Origin of the sequence: Comamonas thiooxydans, assembly GCF_002157685.2 — a bacterium.
Classification (GTDB): domain Bacteria; phylum Pseudomonadota; class Gammaproteobacteria; order Burkholderiales; family Burkholderiaceae_C; genus Comamonas; species Comamonas testosteroni_H.
Map to the genome: position 1 here is coordinate 3,872,194 of NZ_AP026738.1, position 19,645 is coordinate 3,891,838.

The following is a 19,645-nucleotide window of genomic DNA, read 5'->3' on the forward strand; positions in this document are numbered from 1 at the left end:
CCGGTGCACGCGCCGAGCTTCGCGCTCCCAGAAAGGCCGGGCCGGCCTGCTCCGCCGCTGCCGCGGCTTCCGGCATAGAACCTTGCCCGGTCTTCTGAGTCGCATCCGTACCGTTGCTCGATGCCAATGAAGGCTCAAAGTCTGGTCTGGTCATCTTCAACAATCAACCTATAAAAGCTCTTCGTCGTCATCAATCAAGTCCAGCGAATTACGCATACGCTGGCGCGCCTGCTTGCGCTGGTTCAGCTTGTCGAGCGCCTGCGGCGGAAGATCCGTCAAGCGCAAAGCCCCATTGGCAAGCAAGGCGTCAATCAAATCCTCGAGAACGCGGATGAAATCCGCATCCAGTGCCGACAACTCCTGCCGGGAGGACTGCTCCGAAGGTGGTGAATCGCTTTTATCCATCTTGTTCATCAACTCCCACTAAAAGCTGCGCCAGACACCACCAGCTATCACTGGCGGCCAGCCGCACCAGATACCGGCGCCTGGGCTGGAGCCCCCAGATCAACCGCCGCGCTGGCAGGCACAGGCGTCAGATTGCTGGTGTCAGGCACCGAGGATTTGCAGCTACGCAGCAGATCATCCGGCAAGTTCAGCGCCTGCTGCTCATCCGGACGGCTGTCGTCATGCGGCTGCGCGAGCCCCAGTACAGGTAGGATCTGGCTGGACAAGGTCAGCCACTGGTACTCGGCCTTTTTCAGGTCATATTGAGCGTTGACCAGAGCGCGCTGGGCATCGAACAACTCGTTTTCCGTATTGAGCAAATCCAGCAGCGAACGCTGACCGATCTTGAATTGCTGCTGATACGCCACGCGAACCTTGGCCGTGGAAAGAACATGCTCACGCAGGAACGGCGTTTGCTGACGCAGGCGGGCCATGTTGTTCCAGGTAATCGACAGTTCCTGCTGGAGGTTTCGGCAGGTGTAATCGCGCACGTCCTGTGCGGCATAGCCCTGGGCAATCGTCTGACGCAGGCGCGCCTCGTCTGCACCACCGCGGTACAGGTTGTAAGTCAGCATCAGCTGCACTCGCGAACTCTGCACATCCCAGTAGGCCGGCGAATTCTGATCACGATCACGCCCCGTGGACGCCAGCAGCTCGAGCTTGGGCATATGCGCCCCCTTGGCAGCCTTCTGACCGGCCTCCGCCGCTTGCACCAGAGCCTGCTTCGACAATAGCAGCGGACTCGCGCGCAGCGACTCGCCGAAATCCTTGGCCACCCCGGAAGCAGGCAGCTTGGCACTCACATCGGGCACCGGGTCCAGCGTGGCCGCAGGATACTCACCCACCACGCGGCGGTAGCGCTGCAGCACATCGTTGAGGTTGTTGCTCTCGGTCATCAGATTGGTCTGCGCCAGCGACAGACGACCACTTGCCTGCTCCAGGTCAACACCGCGGCCCACGCCGGACTGTTGGCGCTCACGCAACTGCCCCAGCGTCACCTGGTGCGTGCCGAAATTCTCACGGGCCAGCTTTTCCATTTCGCGATAACGCTGCACATCCAGATAGGCGGCGACAACATCATTGGCCAAATTTTCAGTGGTGGCGCGCAGATCGTAGAACTTGGCCAGCTTCTCAAAGCCCAACTGACGGATATTGCTGCTAGTGGTGAAGCCATCAAAGATCAGCTGACGCAGTTGCAGGTTCCAGCCCGGACGGCTCCAGTTCTGCGATGGAGCATCCTGAATATGGCTACGCCACTCGCGACCGACCCAACCCTGCGCGGTAACTTGCGGACGCCAACCTCCCCGAGCCACATTCTGACCTTCAGCGGACGAACTGAAATCCTGAAAGCGCGCCTGCACTTCCGGATGAGTCATCAGTGCCTGCTCGACAACCTTTTGCAGTGCAACACCCTGCTCGTTGGCTTGTTGCGCATTCATGGTCGTCTGAGCCATACCCCCCATGGCCCACGAGGCCACACCCAGAGTGGCTACCACTTGTGCAATCTGACTGAATTTCATTGTTATCCCTCTTGTTTGACTCCGACCGGGCAATGCGATGCCTAGCCCGCCAACAAATTGACGAGAGCAATCGGTACGACTTCTACAAATCGTTCCCGCGGAAGCTGGTTGTTAATGTGGATCGGCTCGCTGCTGCCCGAAAAGGCATTGCATACGGCCTCAGAACTCGCAAAATGGAATTCTGTAACTCTCGTGCTCACAGCCTTTGGCGTCATGCCAACACCGCACAGGAGACTGACGGCCAGGTCAAGCTTGTTGCCTGATCGACAAAACTCACTATTTTTGCTTGACGAGCCACCACTCAGCAGTGGTACAGGGATGACATCGCCAACCCCTTGGCCAAACAAATCGCGCGGACAGGCTGTGGAGCGTCTATAGGCTAGACACAGCGCATTTGGAGATTTTCCTTTCCACGATAGCAAGGCGGAGCCTCCGGTTTCCGGCCGGTGTTCTTGACGCATAACCCTGCATGCGAAGCCGTGCGTTGATGGCAGATCTCCTGGCAACACCATCAAACAAATGGATTCAGTTGCAAATCTAGCACAAGGCATGCAAGGATTTGTTTCAAAAAACCACTCAACTAGCCGAACTTCGAATTTTTTGCCGGGAATTGGCAATTCTTTTCATTCCTTCTTTATATCAAAGAAATTAAGAATCAATACCGCTTCCAGCACCGCAGCCATAGCGGCGCACGCGCTACAAAGTGAAATCAGCCTGCATTCAAAGTCGTAATCGAACAATTGACAATGAATTGATCCGCAATAGAAAAAGGGCTCCTGACTGAATAGTCAGAAGCCCTTGTCTAATTGGTCGGAATGGCGGGATTCGAACTCGCGACCCCTTGCACCCCATGCAAGTGCGCTACCAGGCTGCGCTACATTCCGAAGACTTGAATTATACACAGAAATTCAACATCAAAGAGAAAGCAGCGCCCTGATCTGCAAAAGCTCCTCTTTGACCTCCTCCATGCCCATTGCACCGGCAGGCTCCGAGCGGCCCTGTTCCAGCATTGCAGCCAGCAGATGGCTTTGCGCCAGCTCTTCCTCCTGCAGGGGCAGGGCCGGATGCACAAGCACCGGCTGCTGCTCGACTGCCCTGCCGTGACCCGTCACCAGTTCGCGCAGACGATTTCGTGCACCGCTGATGGTGAAGCCCTGCTCGTAAAGCAGCTCGCGAATGCGACGCACCATCAACACCTCATGATGCTGGTAGTAACGGCGGTTGCCACGACGCTTCATGGGCTTGAGCTGCACAAACTCCTGCTCCCAGTAACGCAGCACATGAGGCTTGACGTCGCAAAGATCCGCGACCTCACCGATGGTGAAATAGCGCTTGGCGGGAATTGCTGGCAAAGAAGAAGCCATGGCTGGTTGCAAGCGGTCAGTGAAGGGATGGGTGAAAGATATGCAATCACGACTTGCGCAAATTCGGGTCAGGCACGGTGTTTTGTCATTAGAAATGCCCGCCATGCATTCCTGTTTGTGCAAGTCCTAGCAATATAGCGCGAAGAGCTGACAGGACCTTGCACCGCACGCGACGCAAGACTGTCAGCTCTTCAATGACCGATGCTCCGCTTGACAGTGCATCAGCCGTGTGCCAATTGCTTAAGATCCCGAACTCTCGCCCTGGATCAGCTCCTTGAGCTTGCTGCTGGCATGGAAGGTCACCACGCGGCGCGCAGCGATGGGAATCAGCTCGCCAGTGCGCGGGTTGCGACCGGGACGTGGTGCCTTGGTGCGAATCTGGAAGTTGCCAAAGCCCGAAAGCTTGACATCTTCGCCTTCCACCAGCTTTTGCGAGATCAGGTCGAAAAACGCATCCACCATATCCTTGGCTTCGCGCTTGTTCAAACCGATTTCGTCAAACAGCAGATCGGCCAGCTGCGCCTTGGTCAACGCGGGGCTGTCGATGCTCTCTACGGCAAGCTCCATGGGTCGATCTCCTTGTGGATTGAACATATCAACGCAGGCGAGCCGCAACGCGTTCAACCAGAGCTGCAATTGTGCCCTGCATGGCGGCATCGATTTCCGCATCGGTCAGCGACGCGGTGTCGCTGCCCAGCGTCAGACGCACGGCCAGGCTCTTTTCGTCCTGGGCCAGGCTGCCCGGCGCCGCTTCCTCACCCGCCTTCAGCTTCTTGGGACGGAATACGTCGAACAGCACGGCCGAGCGCAGAATGCCGCCCTGCACACCTTGCTGCACGGCTTCCATCACCTGGGCGTGGGTCACGGCTTCCTTGACGACCACGGCAATGTCGCGCTCCACGGCCTGGTGCTTGGCCACGGGCTTGAACACGGGGACCTCGCGGGCCAGCACGGCATCGAGTTCCAGCTCGAACATCACGGGAGCCTGGGCCAGATCCCATTCCTGGCGCCACTGGGGATGCAGCTCGCCGACAAAGCCGATGGCCCTGCCGTCCAGCAGCACGCGTGCGCAGCGGCCGGGGTGCATGGCGGGATGTTCGGCAGGCTCGAACACGGGCTTGGCCGGGGCCAGCAACGCTTCCACATCGCCCTTGACGTCGTAGAAGTCGACCTTGGCCTCTGCCCTGCCCCACTGCAGCTGGTCGGCAGCGCCGTAGGCCAGACCCGCCACGCGCATGGGCTGGTAAAAGCCCTTGACGGTGGTGTCGGAGTCAACCACGGACTCGTCCTTGAAGAACACACGACCCAGCTCGAACACGCGCACGCGCTGAGCCTTGCGGTCCACGTTGAACTTGAGCACCTGCAGGAGCGAGCCCAGCAGCGACGAGCGCATCACGCTCAGATGGCTGGCGATGGGGTTGAGCAGCTTGATGGCGTTGTTGTTGCCAGCCAGCTCCTGCTCCCACTTTTCTTCGACAAAGCTGAAGTTGATGGTTTCCTGGTAGCCCAGGCCCGCCAGTTCGTGGCGCACGGCATAGGGGCTGCGCTCGTTCTCGGCGCGCAGCTTGGGCGAGATCGGGGCCAGCGGCTTGGTGGTCGGCAGGTTTTCATAGCCGATCATGCGGGCCACTTCTTCGATCAGATCTTCTTCCAGATTGATGTCAAAGCGGAAGGTCGGAGCCGTGACCGAGATCACACCTTCGCTGACCACAGTCGCGGGCAGACCCAGGCCGTTCAGGGCATCCAGCACCTGCTGCTGGGTCACGTCCATGCCGATGACCTTGGCCGCACGGGCCACGCGCAGTTGCACGGGCTTGGGGGCTGGCATATTGGGCTTCTGGTCGTCCATGACTGCCACTTGCGTGTCAGGCGTGCCGCAGATCTCCAGCACCAGCGCGGTGATGCGCTCGATATGCTCGGTGGTGAACTCGGGGTCCACGCCGCGCTCGAAGCGATGCCCTGCATCGGTCGAGAAGTTGAAGTGGCGCGAGCGGCCGGCCACGGCCTTGGGGAACCAGAACGCGGCTTCGATGTAGATGTTTTGGGTGTCGTCGGACACGGCCGTGGCGTCGCCGCCCATGATGCCGGCCAAGGATTCGACCTGCTGGTCATCGGCAATCACGCCGACCTTGATGAAGTCGTCGATCTTGATGGTGTTGCCATTGAGCAGCTTGAGCGTTTCACCTTCCTTGCCCCAGCGCACATTCAGGCCACCGCTGATCTTGTCCAGATCGAAGATATGGCTGGGACGGCCCAGCTCGAACATCACATAGTTCGAGATGTCCACCAGCGGGCTGACCGAGCGCTGGCCGCAACGCGCCAGACGGTCCACCATCCATTGGGGCGTCTTCACCTGGGTGTTGACATTGCGCACGATACGGCCAGAGAAACGACCGCACAGATCGGTGGCTTCAATCTTGACGGGCAGCTTGTCTTGCAAGGCCACGGCGGCAGCGGGAAAGGACAGGGCTTTGAGCGGCGTGCCGGTCAGCGCCGACAGCTCGCGTGCCACGCCATAGACGCTCAGGCAGTGCGCCAGGTTGGGCGTCAACTTCAGCGTGAACAGCGTATCGTCCAGATTCAGGTACTCGCGCACGTTCTGGCCCAGGGGCGCATCGGCGGGGAACTCCAGCAGGCCGCTGGCGTCTTCATCAATGCCCAGCTCCTTGGCCGAGCACAGCATGCCAAAGCTCTGCACGCCGCGCAGCTTGCCGATCTTGATCTTGAAGGGCTTGCCATCGGCACCGGGCGGCAGCTCGGCACCCACGGTGGCGCAGGGAATGCGGATGCCCACGCGCGCATTGGGCGCGCCGCAGACGATGTTCAGCAGCTCGGGGCCGCCCACGTCGACCTGGCAGATGCGCAGGCGGTCGGCGTCGGGGTGCTGCACGGCTTCCTTGATTTCACCGACCACGATGCCGGTGAAGGGAGGCGCCACAGGATCCAGCTCTTCCACTTCCAGACCGGCCATGGTCAGGGTATCGGCCAGCTGCTGGGTGGTCAGATTGGGGTTGCAGTATTCGCGCAACCAGGATTCAGGAAATTGCATAGTCAGACTCTTTGGCGTTCATGCCAGTCGCACCGCAGGCGGTCTGCAACTGGCTGGGCATGCGTATCTCAAAAGAGGAGCTATCTACGCTTGATTCACAACGATTTCATTATCAAAGTCACTTGAAATCATTTATATACAAACGCTAGAAGCTCACTTTTTTAATTACTGAAACTGCGACAGAAAACGGATGTCGCCGTCGAAGAACAGGCGCAGGTCGTTCACGCCATAACGCAGCATGGTCAGGCGGTCGGGGCCCATGCCAAAGGCAAAGCCGATGTATTTTTCGGGATCCAGGCCCATGTTGCGCACCACATTGGGGTGCACCTGGCCGGAGCCCGCCACTTCCAGCCACTTGCCGGCCAGCGGGCCGCTCTGGAACTGGATGTCGATTTCGGCCGAAGGCTCGGTGAACGGGAAGAAGCTGGGGCGAAAGCGCAGCACCAGATCATCCTGCTCGAAGAAGGTCTTGCAGAAGTCGGTGAACACGACCTTCAGGTCCTTGAAGCTCACGTTCTCGCCGATCCACAGGCCTTCGCACTGGTGGAACATGGGCGAGTGGGTGGCATCCGAGTCCACACGGTAGGTGCGGCCGGGGGCAATCACGCGGATCTCGGGCATGGTCTGACCGGCATCGAGCGCGTTGCGGTAATTCTTCACATGCTGCACGGCATGGCGCACCTGCATGGGGCTGGTGTGCGTGCGCAGCAGATTGGGCGCGTGCTGGGTGCCGCCTTCGACATAGAAGGTGTCGTGCATGGAGCGCGCGGGATGGTCTTCAGGCGTGTTCAGCGCCGTGAAGTTGAACCAGTCGGATTCGATCTCGGGGCCCTGGGCCACATCAAAGCCCATGGAACCGAAGATGCCCTCGATACGCTCCATGGTGATGGAGACGGGGTGCAGCCCTCCCGCGCCACGACGGCGACCGGGCAGAGTCACATCCAGCACCTCGGCCTTCAGATGGGCCTGCAGCTCGGCGTCTGCCAAAGCCTTGCGACGGGCGGTCAAGGCCGCTTCGATCGCCTGCTTGGCCACGTTGATGGCGGCGCCGCGCGACTTTTTCTCTTCGACGGAAAGCTGCGCCATGCCCTTCATGAGCTCGGTCATCTTGCCCGACTTGCCCAGAAACTGCGCCTTGGCATTTTCCAGATCAGCGGGGGTGTGGGCTTGCGCAAACAGTTGCTGTGCGCTTTCGACCAGAGAATCCAACTCGTTCATATCGACTCTTTATCGACTTGTAAAAATAAACAAGGGCTAGTGCCTTTTCAAGCCCTAGCCCTTGCTGTTTGTGCATCAGCAGCTACTGAACAAGACACGACTTCTGCAATCAAGTTCAAGCAAGATGCTCGCCCATCGGCAAACGCCTATGGGGATTCTTGTCTGCAAAAGTCCTACAAGAGTAACTACCGATCGTGACCTCAGGCAGCCAGCTTGGCCTTGACTTGGTCGACGATAGCTGCAAAAGCAGCCTTGTCGTGCACGGCGATATCGGCCAGCATCTTGCGGTCGATTTCGATGGCAGCCTTCTTCAGGCCGTTGGCGAATTGGCTGTAAGTCAGACCCAGTTCACGTGCAGCAGCGTTGATACGAGCGATCCACAGCTGACGGAACACGCGCTTCTTGGTACGACGGTCACGGTAGGCGTATTGACCAGCCTTCATGACCGCTTGCTTGGCAACGCGGAAGACGTTACCACGGCGACCGCGGAAACCCTTGGCCAGATTCAGAACTTTTTTGTGACGGGCACGGGCCGTTACACCACGTTTGACGCGAGGCATGTGTTTTCTCCTAGTTCGTCAGTGAATTACAGACCAGCGCCAGGCAACATCTTTGCGATGGAGCCCATATCGCCTTCATGCACGTTGACAATGCCACGCAGGTGACGCTTGTTCTTCGTGGTCTTCTTGGTCAAGATGTGACGCTTGAAGGCTTGACCGCGCTTGACGGTACCACCGGGACGAACGCGAAAACGCTTCTTCGCGCTGCTCTTGGTCTTCATTTTGGGCATATGAATGCTCCTATTGAATTTGTGCTCGCAAGGCGGTGTGCAACCCGCACACACTTCGCTGGCCTCCGAGGCACTTGTTTGTCAGTCCGGCCAGGCCGGGCTGACTCTTGCAGGCAAGCCTGCAAATTCTTTGTCTGCCGCACAAAACAAAAGTGGGCCAAGCCCACTCTTGCCCGAAAGGCAAAACCGCAATTATGCCTTATCTGCAGCTTCAGGTGCAGCTGCGACGCCATCACCTTGTGGTTTTGCACCACCGGCAGGCTTCTTGCCGCCTGCACGAGCCGGCGCAACCATCATGATCATCTGACGGCCTTCCAGCTTGGGGAACTGCTCCACCTGGATGGAATCGGCCAGATCGTCGCGCAGACGGTTGAGCAGATTCAGACCCAGCTGCTGGTGCGTGATTTCACGGCCGCGGAAACGCAGCGTGATCTTGCACTTGTCGCCCTCTGCCAGGAAACGGCGGATATTGCGCAGCTTGATGTTGTAGTCACCGTCATCCGTACCAGGGCGGAACTTCACTTCCTTGATTTCGATGACGGTCTGCTTGGCCTTGGCTTCAGCAGCCTTCTTCTGTTCCTGGTACTTGAACTTGCCGTAATCCATCAGACGGCAGACTGGAGGAGATGCGTTGGCCGCAATTTCCACCAGGTCGACATCCAGCTCGCCAGCCATGCGCAGCGCTTCTTGCAGCGGCACGATGCCCAGAGGCTCGTTGTCAGGACCAGACAGACGCACTTCAGGCGCCATGATTTCTCGGTTCAGTCGATGCTTGCGCTCTTCACGGTGGCGCCGATCGCGAAATTCAGTAGCTATGGTTTTCACCCTTGGATTGAAATGGCTACAACAGCGTAGCCGGCTAGCGTGCCTTGCACGCTGACCGACCCGCCACAAAAATTAATCTGCTTCAGGCCTTGGCCGTGATGTCCTTGGCGAGCAATTCAATGAATGCATCAACCGACATCACACCGAGGTCTTTGTTACCCCGGGCGCGCACTGCAACCGCACCAGCGGCCTTCTCCTTGTCGCCCGCGACAAGGATATAGGGCAGCTTCTGCATGGAATGCTCGCGTATTTTATACGTAATCTTTTCATTGCGCAGATCTGTCACCACTCTAAGGCTTTGATTCGGCAATGCTTTTTGCAGCTTCTGCGCAACTTCCTGCGCATAGTCGGCCTGAGCGTCCGTGATATTGAGCACGGCAGCCTGCACAGGAGCCAGCCAGGCGGGCAGCGCGCCCGAGTGATGCTCGACCAAAATGCCGATGAAACGCTCGAGCGAACCCAGAATCGCGCGGTGCAGCATGATGGGACGATGGCGCTCGCCATCCTCGCCCACGAATTCCGCATCAAGACGCTCGGGCATGTTCGGATCCACCTGGATGGTGCCGCACTGCCATTCACGGCCCAGTGCATCCTTCAGGGTGTACTCGATCTTCGGACCGTAGAACGCGCCCTCTCCCGGCAGATACTCGAACTCGCAGCCCGATGCGCGCAGACCTTCGGCCAACGCGTTCTCGGCCTTGTCCCAGGCTTCATCGGTGCCGATGCGCTTCTCGGGACGGGTCGACAGACGATACAGGATGTTAGTGAAGCCGAAGTCGGCATACACCTTTTGCAGCAGCGAGGTGAAAGCCGTCACCTCGGCCTGGATCTGGTCTTCGGTACAGAAGATGTGACCATCGTCCTGTGTGAAGGCACGCACGCGCATGATGCCGTGCAGCGAACCCGTGGGCTCGTTGCGATGGCAGTTGCCGAACTCGCCAAAGCGCAGAGGCAGATCGCGATAGCTCTTGATGCCTTGCTTGAAGATGATGATGTGGCCCGGGCAGTTCATGGGCTTGAGGGCATATTCACGCTTTTCCGAATCGGTGGTGAACATGTTTTCGCGGTACTTGTCCCAGTGGCCGGTCTTCTCCCACAGGCCCTTGTCCAGAATCTGCGGAGCCTTGACTTCCTGGTAGCCGTTGTCCTGATAGACGCGGCGCATGTACTGCTCGACCTGCTGCCAGACCGCCCAACCCTTGGGATGCCAGAACACGGTGCCGGGCGAGTGTTCGTCGATGTGGAACAGATCCAGCTCGCGCCCCAGCTTGCGATGGTCGCGCTTTTCAGCTTCTTCCAATCTGAACAGATAGTCCTTGAGCTCGTCCTTGGTCGCCCAAGCGGTACCGTAGATGCGCTGCAGCATCTCGTTGCGATGGTCGCCGCGCCAGTAGGCACCAGCCACCTTCATCAGCTTGAAGTGCTTGAGCTTGCCGGTGCTGGGCACGTGGGGGCCGCGGCACAGATCCTCGAAGGCGCCTTCGCGGTAAAGGCTCACATCTTCATTGCTGGGAATGGAGGCAATGATCTCGGCCTTGTAGGCTTCGCCGATGCCTTTGAAGTACTGCACGGCCTCGTCGCGCGGCAGCACGCGGCGCACCACCTGCTCGTCCTTGTTGGCCAGCTCGGTCATCTTCTTTTCGATGGCGGCCAGATCTTCGGGCGTGAAGGGACGCTTGTACGAGAAGTCGTAGTAGAAGCCGTTTTCGATCACGGGACCGATGGTGACCTGCGCATCGGGAAACAGCTCCTTGACGGCATAGGCCAGCAAGTGAGCGGTGGAGTGGCGGATCACCTCCAGACCGTCGGCCTCCTTGGCGGTGATGATGGACAGCGGCGAATCCTGCTCGATCACAAAGCTGGTGTCCACGACCTTGCCGTTGATCTTGCCGGCCAATGCGGCCTTGGCCAGGCCGGAGCCGATCGAAGCAGCGACTTCGGCAACCGAAACCGGGCCCGGATATTCGCGCTTGGAGCCATCGGGGAGCGTGATGTTGATCATGAAATTCCTTGTCAAACCAAATTTGTGTGGGTGAGGGCCAGCGCCAGAGCTTTGGAGTTGCCTGAAAGCAAAAAGCGCGGAACCAGTCCGCGCTTTGATGAGGGTGTCGAGAAATCTCGGGCAGGCGCGAACCGCCAGCTGCCATCAGCAGCTGAAGTACATCTCCGATGTAGTTCGCGGTGTCATAACCGTTGATGCCTTTCTCGCCCTTGTGAATTGAAGTCGCGCCATTTTAACCCGGCAAACAAAAAAGCGCCCGAGACTTTCGCCCCGGGCGCATAACCCCACTTTTTCTACCTAGACAGAATCACGATTCATCGTGGCTCAATGGAACTGCTCTTCCTCGGTGGAACCGGTCAGCGCCTTGACGCTGGAAGAGCCGCCTTGGATCACGGTGGTCACGTCGTCGAAGTAACCTGCGCCCACTTCCTGCTGGTGCGAGACAAAGGTGTAGCCCTTGTCACGTGCCGCGAATTCGGGCTCCTGGATCATTTCCACGTAGTGCTTCATGCCTTCGCCGCGAGCGTACTCGTGGGCAAACTTGAAGGTGTTGTACCAGTTGCTGTGAATGCCGGCCAGCGTGATGAACTGGAACTTGTAACCCAGTGCGGACAGGTCTTCCTGGAAGGAAGCGATCTGGCTGTCGTTGAGGTTCTTCTTCCAGTTGAACGAAGGCGAGCAGTTGTAGCTCAGCAGCTTGCCTGGGCAGGCTGCGTGCACGGCCTGGGCGAATTCGCGGGCAAAGCCGATATCGGGCACACCGGTTTCGCACCACACCAGATCCGCATAGGGAGCGTAGGCCACGCCGCGGCTGATGGATTGCTCCAGACCATTCTTGACACGGTAGAAACCTTCCTGGGTACGCTCGCCAGTCAGGAACGGGATGTCGTTCTCGTCATGGTTGCTGGTGATCAGGTTGGCCGCTTCGGCATCGGTACGGGCCAGCACAATGGTGGGCACGCCCATCACATCGGCCGCAAAACGGGCGGCAATCAGCTTTTCGACCGCTTCGCGGGTGGGCACCAGCACCTTGCCACCCATGTGACCGCACTTCTTGACCGCAGCCAGCTGGTCTTCGAAGTGCACGCCGGCAGCACCTGCCTGAATCATGTTCTTCATCAGCTCGAACGCGTTGAGCACGCCGCCAAAACCGGCTTCCGCATCAGCCACGATGGGCAGGAAGTAGTCGATGAACTCCTTGTCGCCGGGGTTGATGCCCTTGCCCCATTGAATTTCATCGGCGCGCTTGAAGGTGTTGTTGATGCGGCGCACCATGGTGGGCACGGAGTCGTAGGCGTACAGCGACTGGTCGGGGTACATGGTCTCCGAGGTGTTGCCGTCGGCAGCTACTTGCCAGCCCGACAGGTACACGGCTTCCAGACCGGCCTTGGCTTGCTGCATGGCCTGGCCAGCAGAGATGGCGCCGAAGGCGTTCACATAGCCCTTCTTCGAGCTGCCGTTGATCTTGTCCCACAGCACTTCGGCACCGCGCTGGGCCAGGGTGTACTCTGGCTGCAGGCTGCCACGCAGACGCACCACATCGGCAGCGCTGTAGCCGCGCTTGACGCTCTTCCAGCGTGGGTTCTGTGCCCAGTCTTTTTCGAGGGCTGCGATTTGCTGTTCACGGCTCAGTTGCTGAGTCAGGGATTGGGGCATGGTGCACTCCTTAGCGGTTAAAACAAGATGAATTGGTGTTCGTCCTTGGGATCTACTTTATGTCTGCGACGTTCTTCTGAAGAGTCTTATGTCTTATAAAAGACTGAAATTTATAATCAATAAAATCAATGACTTATTTTTATTTTTCACAATAAGAAAGTGCATTTCTCGTATTGAGAAATTTTGCGGCAGCGCAGCATTTGCATTTTTCATAATAAGAAATTGGAATCTTGCTTCATGAAAAATTTGCGGAAGCACGGCCTTAGGAGTCGTCATCCTTTAAACGCAGTACGAAAAAAGTCCCGGCGCCTGCCTTGATCTGCTCATTTACCCGGCACGAAGACAGGCCGAACCACTTGAACAAAAACAGGTGACACGACAAAGACATAGCGCCCAAGGCGGCGAGAACCAAAAAAACAACAGTTCCCTCCCCCTGGGTCAAATGCATGCAACAGCCCTGCCACACTGCCTTGCATCACCTTCTCTTGTCATTGAAATCCATTTCGCCATGCACACGCCCAGCCGCCCCATCGCCTATCTCTGCCTGGCGCTCAGCATGTCTTTGGTAGGAAGCTATGTGGCTTTGTCCAAGCCTCTGGCTGCCATCTTTCCGGTCATGCTGCTGGCTTGGCTGCGCTTTGGCATCGGTGCCGTGGCCATGCTGGGCTGGCTCAGGCCACCAGCGCACGAGACAACTCTGACCAGGCAGACCAAGTGGCTGCTGTTTTTTGAGTCCTTCTTCGGCAATTTCCTTTTCACGCTCTGCATGATCAGCGGCGTAGCCTTGACCAGTGCCGTCACGGCGGGCGTGACCATGGCCGCAATTCCTGCCGCAGTCGCCATCATGAGCTGGCTTTTTCTGCGCGAAGCCGTTGGCGCGCGTACATGGACAGCCATTGCTTTTGCAGTAGCCGGCATAGGGCTGAATGCCTTGAGCAAGACCGAAAGCAGCAGCCTTGCCGCACATCCTCAGCAAGGCCTGGGCCAGTTGCTGCTGATTGCTGCCGTGTTGTGCGAGGCCGCATATGCCGTGATCGGCAAAAAGCTCACCGCCAGCGTAAGCCCCAAGCGCATTACGGCGCTGATCAATCTCTGGGGGTTCGTGCTTTCCACACCCGCCGGGCTCTATCTGGCCTGGCAGTTTGATTTCTCCCAGGTTTCGGTGCCTGCATGGGGTCTGTTGCTGTTTTACGCCCTGGCCGCCTGCGTCTGGACGGTGTGGCTGTGGATGACGGGACTGCGCGCCGTGCCCGCATCGCGGGCCGGCATTTTTACCGTGCTGCTACCCATCAGCGCCGCTGTGGTGGGCATGCTGGCCCTGGGCGAGCGCGTCGGCAGCATGCAATTGCTGGCCTTCGGCATTGCCCTGATCAGCGTGGTGATCACAACCTGGCCCGGTTCATTGCAGATCAGGCGTTAGGCGCCGTCGATTTCAATCAGGAAAGCAGATTGCGGCGGCTCAGCACAATGCCGTCGGAGTCGGCATACAACCAGTCACCCGGGCGAATCCACAGGCCGGCGATCTGCACATAGACATCGCGCAGTCCCTGGCCTTGCTTGACGGTAGGCATGGGGTTGAGCGCCAGCGCATACAGACCCACGGGCGTGGATTTCAGCTCGGCCACGTCGCGCACGCAGCCGTAGACAAGCACCCCGGCCCAGCCGTTCTGGGCCGCCGATGTCGCCACATTCCCTCCCACCAGAGCCCGGCGTAGCGAGCCGCCGCCATCGACCACCAGCACACGACCGTCTCCCGGCTCGGCCAGCGCCGCTCGCACCAGGCTGTTGTCGTCCAGACACTGCACAGTGCTGACCGCCCCCATAAAGCTGACATTCCCGCCATAGCTGTGGAACACGGGCGGCAGCACACGGAAATCGCTGCTGTCATCGCTGATATGCGCATCGCACAAATCGCAGGTGCTGAAACCAAGAGAAGCCGAGGAATCGCTCATGAAAATCTCCACAGAACCAAGTTTCCTGCATCTTGCCCTGAGCACCGGACATAGCACAAGCACCAGCGGACACACACAGAGAGCAACTTTTTCACAACACTCTCGAGGAAAAACCCGTGAAAACGGACACTAAAGGGCCTGAGAGCAACAAATCGAGGCAAAAAAACAGCCCACTAGCTTGGAAGAGCGATTTTTTGCCATTAGCATCAGACTCAGCCAGTGGATTGCAGCTGTATTTCGCTGGTGATAAGTCCACTACCCAATTAGGAATAAGCAATATGGCAACTGCAAAGAAGGCACCCGCTGCAGCACCGGCAGCAGCTCCCGCCGCTAAGAAGCGCACTCCCAACGCTGCCTTCATGAAACCTCTGACCCCCAGCGCCGCTCTGGCTGCCGTGGTTGGCAAGGATCCCCTGCCCCGTACTGAAATCATCAGCAAGCTGTGGGTCTACATCAAGGCCAACAACCTGCAAGACGCTGCCAACAAGCGCATGATCAACGCCGACGCCAAGCTCAAGGAAGTCTTCGGCAAGCCTCAAGTCTCCATGTTCGAGATGGCCGGCCTGATCGGCAAGCACGTCAAGTAAGCACTGCGCTTGCGCTGACCACAAAAAAGCTGGCCTGAGCCAGCTTTTTGCGTTTCTGGGACAAGCATTGTGGCCGAACGGCTGATACCACCCGACAAGCCGAGTGCTTGCCATTGAGTTCAGCGCGAAGCCACCCTGCACGGCAACGGGCAAAGGTAGTCTCGGCGCTTTTCAATACACATCGCGCCGATAGCGACCCGAGCCCAACAGCTCGGCCACCTTGGCCTCGCCCAGAATGGCCTGCAGCGTCAAATGCACGCCTTGACCCATGCCGTTCAGGCTGCCGCAGACATAGATGGCTGCACCACGTTCCACCCACTGCCGGACTTCCTCGGCATGGCTGCGCAGCAAATCCTGCACATAGCGCGAATCCTTGCCATTGCGCGACCAGGCCTGATCCAGCCGTGCCAGTCGACCTTGCCCGAGCCATGCGCCCAATTGATCGGCAAATAGCGCGTCATGCTGTGGACTGCGCTCTCCGAACAACAGCCATTGATCACCTAGCTCTTGCTGCACGCGCGCCTTGATATGGCTGAGTAGGCCCGCCAGGCCCGAGCCATTGCCGATCAGCATCAACGGCCGCCCGGCGTTGTCACCGAGCCTGAAGCCGCGGTGCTCGCGCAAGGTCAACGGCAGCACATCTCCCTCGGCCATGTCGCAGCACAACCAGTGCGACGCAAGGCCCGGCGAACCATCGGCACGCGTGCTCTCGCGCACCAGCAGTTGCAGGCTGCCGTCGGCCGTGATCGAGGCGATCGAGTAGTCGCGCGCGCGTTCAGGGTCGGCGGGCACGCACAGGGACACCAGATCTCCCGACTCCCAGTGCGGCAGCTCGCCGGACTGCGGCGTCCACTCCAGCAGGTATAGAGCCCCGCCCTGGCTGCCGGGATTGAGCAAACGCCGTCGTCCTAGCACAAAGGGAATGCTGACCGGCGCCTGCAACCAATCCGACTCCGGCTCCTGGGTGGGCGCAGACTCGCCCAGCAAGTCCTGTCGCATCTGAGCGACCTGGGTCTGCCAGCTCTGCAAGCTCGAGGCATCCATATTGTCCACGCAGACCAGATCGCTGCGCGCGCCGCTGGTCTGCAACCACTCATGCACCTCCACACCAAACGCACAGAACTCCTGGTATTCACGATCACCCAGCGCCAGCACCAGGCTTTGGTGCCGGGTCAGCGCAGGCTGCGTGGCCATGAGCTGCTGGACAAAGCCCAGTGCATGATCGGGTGCATCGCCCTCGCCCGTGGTGGACAGCAGCCACAGGCTGCGTGCATATTGCTGCAGCAGCTCGGTCGTCAGCTTCTCCACGGCCAACAGACGCACCTGCAGACCGCCATCGACCAACATCTTGCCCGTGGCGCGCGCCAGAGCTTCGGCCTGCCCCGTCTGGCTGGCATAGGCAATCAGGACGGCAGGCGCAGCAGCACCGCCCTGCGAGGCATTGCTCTCGGCCTCATCGGCCAAGCGCTGCTTGCGTACCTTGGTGCCAATACCCCAGCACATGCCGGCATAGGCGGCTACCAAACCCATAGCCCCATAGATGCGCTCGGGCGTCAAAATCCATTCCACTGTCATGCCTCAAATTGGTTGATCCAGGCGGGTGTCTTGAGCACCTGTCTGCGAGCCTCATTGCCATCGGATGCGAGATGCGATGTGAGCACGGCTGCAATCTCATGCTCACGGGCAAAGTCCAAGCCTTGCTGCGGACCCAGCACCGTGAGCACGGTGGCCAGCGCATCGGCGTGCATGCACTCCTCATGAAACACGGTCACGCTGGCCAGATCATGCGTCACCGGCCAGCCCGTGCGCGGATCCAGCGTGTGCGAATAGCGCCTGCCAGCCTGCGTGAACTGATGCCAGAAATCGCCCGAGGTGGCAAAAGCGCCCTCCCTGCAGGCCACGACCAGCGATTCGGCCTCGGCAGAACCGCCCGTGCCCAGCTGCACCTGCCAGGGCCGCCCGTCAGGGCGCGCGCCCCAGCTGCGCAGCTCACCGCCGATTTCGAACATGCCCGCAGCCCAGCCTGCGGCCTGCAGCTTTTGCACCGCCCAGTCCACGGCAAAGCCCTTGGCAATGCCGCACAAATCCAGCTCCAGACCACCGCTCTGCTGCAACTGCCGGGTCTGTGCATTCCAGCGCAGATGACCATGGCCGCTGGTCTTCAGCAAGCGTTCGATCTCCTCGCTGGGCGGTGCCTGCCCTGAATGCGGCTGCAGCGGGTTCTGACGCGGCCCGAACCCCCATAGCGAGACCAGCGCTCCCATGCCGGGGTCCATCGCCGCGCCTGAAAGCCTTGCCCAATGCAAGGCCGCTTCCAGAACCAGAGCAAACTCCGTAGGAAGAAAATGTATTTCACCGGGTCTTGAGCGATTGAACCGGGTGATCAGCGAATCCGCCTCCCAGTTGCTCATCTGGGCAATGACATCCTCAAACACCTGTTCCAGCAGGGCCTGCACCGGCTCCGTGGGCAGGTAATCGGGATTGACCAGGCGCAGCGACCAGTGCGTGCCCATGGTCTGGCCGGACAGGCGGTGAATGCGCCCGTCCTGCTGGTGCTGCAGGCTTGCGGGTCTCCAGCGCTGCACGCCAAAGTCCAGCGCCGGCGTCCGGGGACGAGCCTGACTCTGTGCCGCCGACGAGGGCAGTTGCCAGAGACTGGCGTCAAAGCGTACACGGGGGGGGGTGGGCATGGGCATCCAGACAAAGACGAAAACAACGACGCGCCCGTAGCGGGCGCGCGCATTCAGTCCATCAAGCGCTAACGCTTAAGGCAGGACTTCCAGAGTCGCGATATAGCCCAGGCGGCGCTCTGTTGCCTTGGCAATGCTGGTCTTCTTGTCCGTGGCATCGGCGTTCAGCCAGAACAGACCTGCACGAGGGAACTTGATCTTGACCTGCCCCTTGGCATCGGTCTTGAGCTTCATGGCGTCCACACCGTCGCGATAGCGAATGCCGTCGGCCACCAGCTCCAGCTCCAGATCGGCGGCGGGCTTGCCGTCAAGATGGAATTCGAACGTCGCTTCTTCGCTGGCCACCAGATCATTGGGGTGGGTCACGGGCTTGAGCTCCAGGCCCTTGCCGGTCAGCGCCAGCGCCGAAGGCTTGCCCAGGGACACAAAGGTTTCCATGCGGCGCAGATTCTCGGTCACGCGCACTTCCTTGGCATCGGCAGGAATCTGCTTGAGCACTTCTTCCACCGAACCGCGCAGGCGCTTGGGCTGGCCGTTGGCATCCTTGTAGCCGCCCATCACGCCGGTCATCAGCATGGTGACGCGGTAGGTACCGGTCTTCTCAGGCTTGAAGTCGAACATGCTGCGCAGCTCGCCCTTGGCCACATTCTTCATTTCCACGGCCGCGCCGTCGGGTGCGGTCACCTTGACGGCTTCCAGACCCAGCGGACGGTGGTTGAAGAAGAACACATCGTTGGACACGGCCGCATCCACCGTCACCCAGTCGGACTTGGACAGCACGGTGCTGGAAGGCTTGAACCACAGATCATGCGCCTGGGCGCCCAGGGCAGCCAGAGCCAGAGTTGCAGCGACGATGGCACGAGTTTGGAACTTCATATCAGGTCCTTGAAAACAGAAAGGGTGACAAATCCGAAAATGAGGCGAGGTGCAAGCCAGGAACACCGGGCAAGAGCCGCCTCGCAGCGAAGGTGTTGTCCCCCTCCGCGAAGCAGAGAGGGGGAAGGCGCTGAGCGCCTCAGGGGGTGATCAAGGCTTCAATTCCAGCTTGATCGCGCCCAGCTCGGTGCTGCCATTGGCGCTCAGGCTGGTGGCCTGCTTGACGGGCCACTCGAAGGGAATGGATACCAGCTCGCGGCCGCCGACTTCACGGGCGGCTTCCACCATCAGCTTGTACTGACCGGGAGCCAGCTGGGGCAGCGGGTTCTTGCCTTCGGCAAAGGACAGCGCATGGCTGCCCACGGGCTTGGTCGGCTGGGTCACGCCGTCGATGGGGAAGCTCAGCTCACGGCCGGTACGGCGCCACCACTGGCGCATGTCCTTGAGCCACTTGGTGCCCTCGGCGTTCTTCATCTTTGCGTCGTACCAGACGGACAGATTGGCTGCCACGCCGCCATCGGCCTTTTCCAGCCACACGGCAACATAGGGCTTGTGGTATTCGGCCACCTGCAACTGGGGCACGGTCACCGCCACATTCATACCGCCCGCGAGTGCCGGCAGGCCCACCACGGCGCTCAATGCCACCGAGGTTTTGAAAATCCGCTTCGCCAT

General features: G+C 59.5%; 18 protein-coding genes and 1 tRNA gene. 2 read left to right on the top strand and 17 right to left on the bottom strand.

The annotated features are described in order from the left end of the window. Nucleotides 1-168: 168 nt before the first annotated feature. The 12 genes from CTR2_RS17940 to aceA form a co-directional block, all read right to left on the bottom strand. Complete coding sequence (locus CTR2_RS17940; protein ID WP_087082170.1) at nt 169-414, bottom strand: hypothetical protein; 246 nt, start codon at nt 412-414, stop codon at nt 169-171. Between the two features lie 38 nt (nt 415-452). Then, on the bottom strand, nt 453-1,964 hold the full coding sequence (locus tag CTR2_RS17945; RefSeq protein ID WP_087082168.1) for a TolC family outer membrane protein: 1,512 nt from the start codon (nt 1,962-1,964) through the stop codon (nt 453-455). A gap of 807 nt (nt 1,965-2,771) precedes the next feature. Beyond that, nucleotides 2,772-2,848, bottom strand: a tRNA-Pro gene (locus CTR2_RS17950). Nucleotides 2,849-2,878: 30 nt separating this feature from the next. Beyond that, nucleotides 2,879-3,328 carry a MerR family transcriptional regulator gene (locus CTR2_RS17955; protein ID WP_087082164.1) on the bottom strand — a complete coding sequence of 150 codons (450 nt, stop codon included), beginning with the start codon at nt 3,326-3,328 and terminating at the stop codon, nt 2,879-2,881. A 240-nt stretch (nt 3,329-3,568) separates the two neighbouring features. Further along, complete coding sequence (locus CTR2_RS17960; protein WP_003053575.1) at nt 3,569-3,895, bottom strand: integration host factor subunit alpha; 327 nt, start codon at nt 3,893-3,895, stop codon at nt 3,569-3,571. A gap of 28 nt (nt 3,896-3,923) precedes the next feature. Next, on the bottom strand, nt 3,924-6,377 hold the full coding sequence (pheT, locus tag CTR2_RS17965) for a phenylalanine--tRNA ligase subunit beta (protein ID WP_087082162.1): 2,454 nt from the start codon (nt 6,375-6,377) through the stop codon (nt 3,924-3,926). 165 nt (nt 6,378-6,542) lie between these two features. Then, on the bottom strand, nt 6,543-7,595 hold the full coding sequence (gene pheS, locus CTR2_RS17970) for a phenylalanine--tRNA ligase subunit alpha (protein WP_003069975.1): 1,053 nt from the start codon (nt 7,593-7,595) through the stop codon (nt 6,543-6,545). A gap of 200 nt (nt 7,596-7,795) precedes the next feature. After that, complete coding sequence (rplT, locus tag CTR2_RS17975; protein ID WP_003053572.1) at nt 7,796-8,155, bottom strand: 50S ribosomal protein L20; 360 nt, start codon at nt 8,153-8,155, stop codon at nt 7,796-7,798. Between the two features lie 26 nt (nt 8,156-8,181). Beyond that, nucleotides 8,182-8,385 (bottom strand): 50S ribosomal protein L35, encoded by a 204-nt coding sequence (gene rpmI, locus CTR2_RS17980; RefSeq protein WP_034365623.1) that lies wholly within the window; start codon nt 8,383-8,385, stop codon nt 8,182-8,184. Between the two features lie 192 nt (nt 8,386-8,577). Then, nucleotides 8,578-9,210 carry a translation initiation factor IF-3 gene (gene infC, locus CTR2_RS17985; protein ID WP_080569844.1) on the bottom strand — a complete coding sequence of 211 codons (633 nt, stop codon included), beginning with the start codon at nt 9,208-9,210 and terminating at the stop codon, nt 8,578-8,580. Nucleotides 9,211-9,292: 82 nt separating this feature from the next. Next, nucleotides 9,293-11,212: a threonine--tRNA ligase gene (thrS, locus tag CTR2_RS17990; protein WP_087082160.1), complete on the bottom strand. Its 1,920-nt coding sequence runs from the start codon at nt 11,210-11,212 to the stop codon at nt 9,293-9,295. Nucleotides 11,213-11,536: 324 nt separating this feature from the next. Next, nucleotides 11,537-12,868, bottom strand: a complete 1,332-nt coding sequence (aceA, locus tag CTR2_RS17995) for an isocitrate lyase (RefSeq protein WP_003053566.1) — start codon at nt 12,866-12,868, stop codon at nt 11,537-11,539. 508 nt (nt 12,869-13,376) lie between these two features. Here aceA and CTR2_RS18000 point away from each other — a divergent pair. Further along, nucleotides 13,377-14,288, top strand: coding sequence for a DMT family transporter (locus CTR2_RS18000; RefSeq protein WP_087082156.1), 912 nt, complete (start codon nt 13,377-13,379; stop codon nt 14,286-14,288). Nucleotides 14,289-14,304: 16 nt separating this feature from the next. On the opposite strand, the gene rraA is transcribed toward CTR2_RS18000, so the two are convergent. Beyond that, entirely contained in the window at nt 14,305-14,820 is a 516-nt protein-coding gene (gene rraA / locus CTR2_RS18005) for a ribonuclease E activity regulator RraA (RefSeq protein WP_087082154.1), read from the bottom strand. A gap of 278 nt (nt 14,821-15,098) precedes the next feature. Between rraA and CTR2_RS18010 the strand changes: the two genes are divergently transcribed. Next, nucleotides 15,099-15,407 carry an SWIB/MDM2 domain-containing protein gene (locus tag CTR2_RS18010; protein WP_003053560.1) on the top strand — a complete coding sequence of 103 codons (309 nt, stop codon included), beginning with the start codon at nt 15,099-15,101 and terminating at the stop codon, nt 15,405-15,407. A 171-nt stretch (nt 15,408-15,578) separates the two neighbouring features. Here CTR2_RS18010 and CTR2_RS18015 read toward each other — a convergent pair whose 3' ends face one another. The 4 genes from CTR2_RS18015 to CTR2_RS18030 all read right to left on the bottom strand — a co-directional run bounded on the left by CTR2_RS18015 (nt 15,579) and on the right by CTR2_RS18030 (nt 19,645). After that, nucleotides 15,579-16,982, bottom strand: coding sequence for a sulfite reductase subunit alpha (locus tag CTR2_RS18015; protein ID WP_087082152.1), 1,404 nt, complete (start codon nt 16,980-16,982; stop codon nt 15,579-15,581). Beyond that, nucleotides 16,979-18,097, bottom strand: coding sequence for an FAD:protein FMN transferase (locus CTR2_RS18020; RefSeq protein WP_254913261.1), 1,119 nt, complete (start codon nt 18,095-18,097; stop codon nt 16,979-16,981). Before CTR2_RS18020 ends, CTR2_RS18015 begins: the two co-directional genes overlap by 4 nt. Nucleotides 18,098-18,172: 75 nt before the next feature. Beyond that, complete coding sequence (locus CTR2_RS18025; RefSeq protein ID WP_003069955.1) at nt 18,173-18,973, bottom strand: DUF4198 domain-containing protein; 801 nt, start codon at nt 18,971-18,973, stop codon at nt 18,173-18,175. A gap of 150 nt (nt 18,974-19,123) precedes the next feature. Beyond that, on the bottom strand, nt 19,124-19,645 hold the full coding sequence (locus tag CTR2_RS18030) for a DUF2271 domain-containing protein (RefSeq protein ID WP_003053552.1): 522 nt from the start codon (nt 19,643-19,645) through the stop codon (nt 19,124-19,126).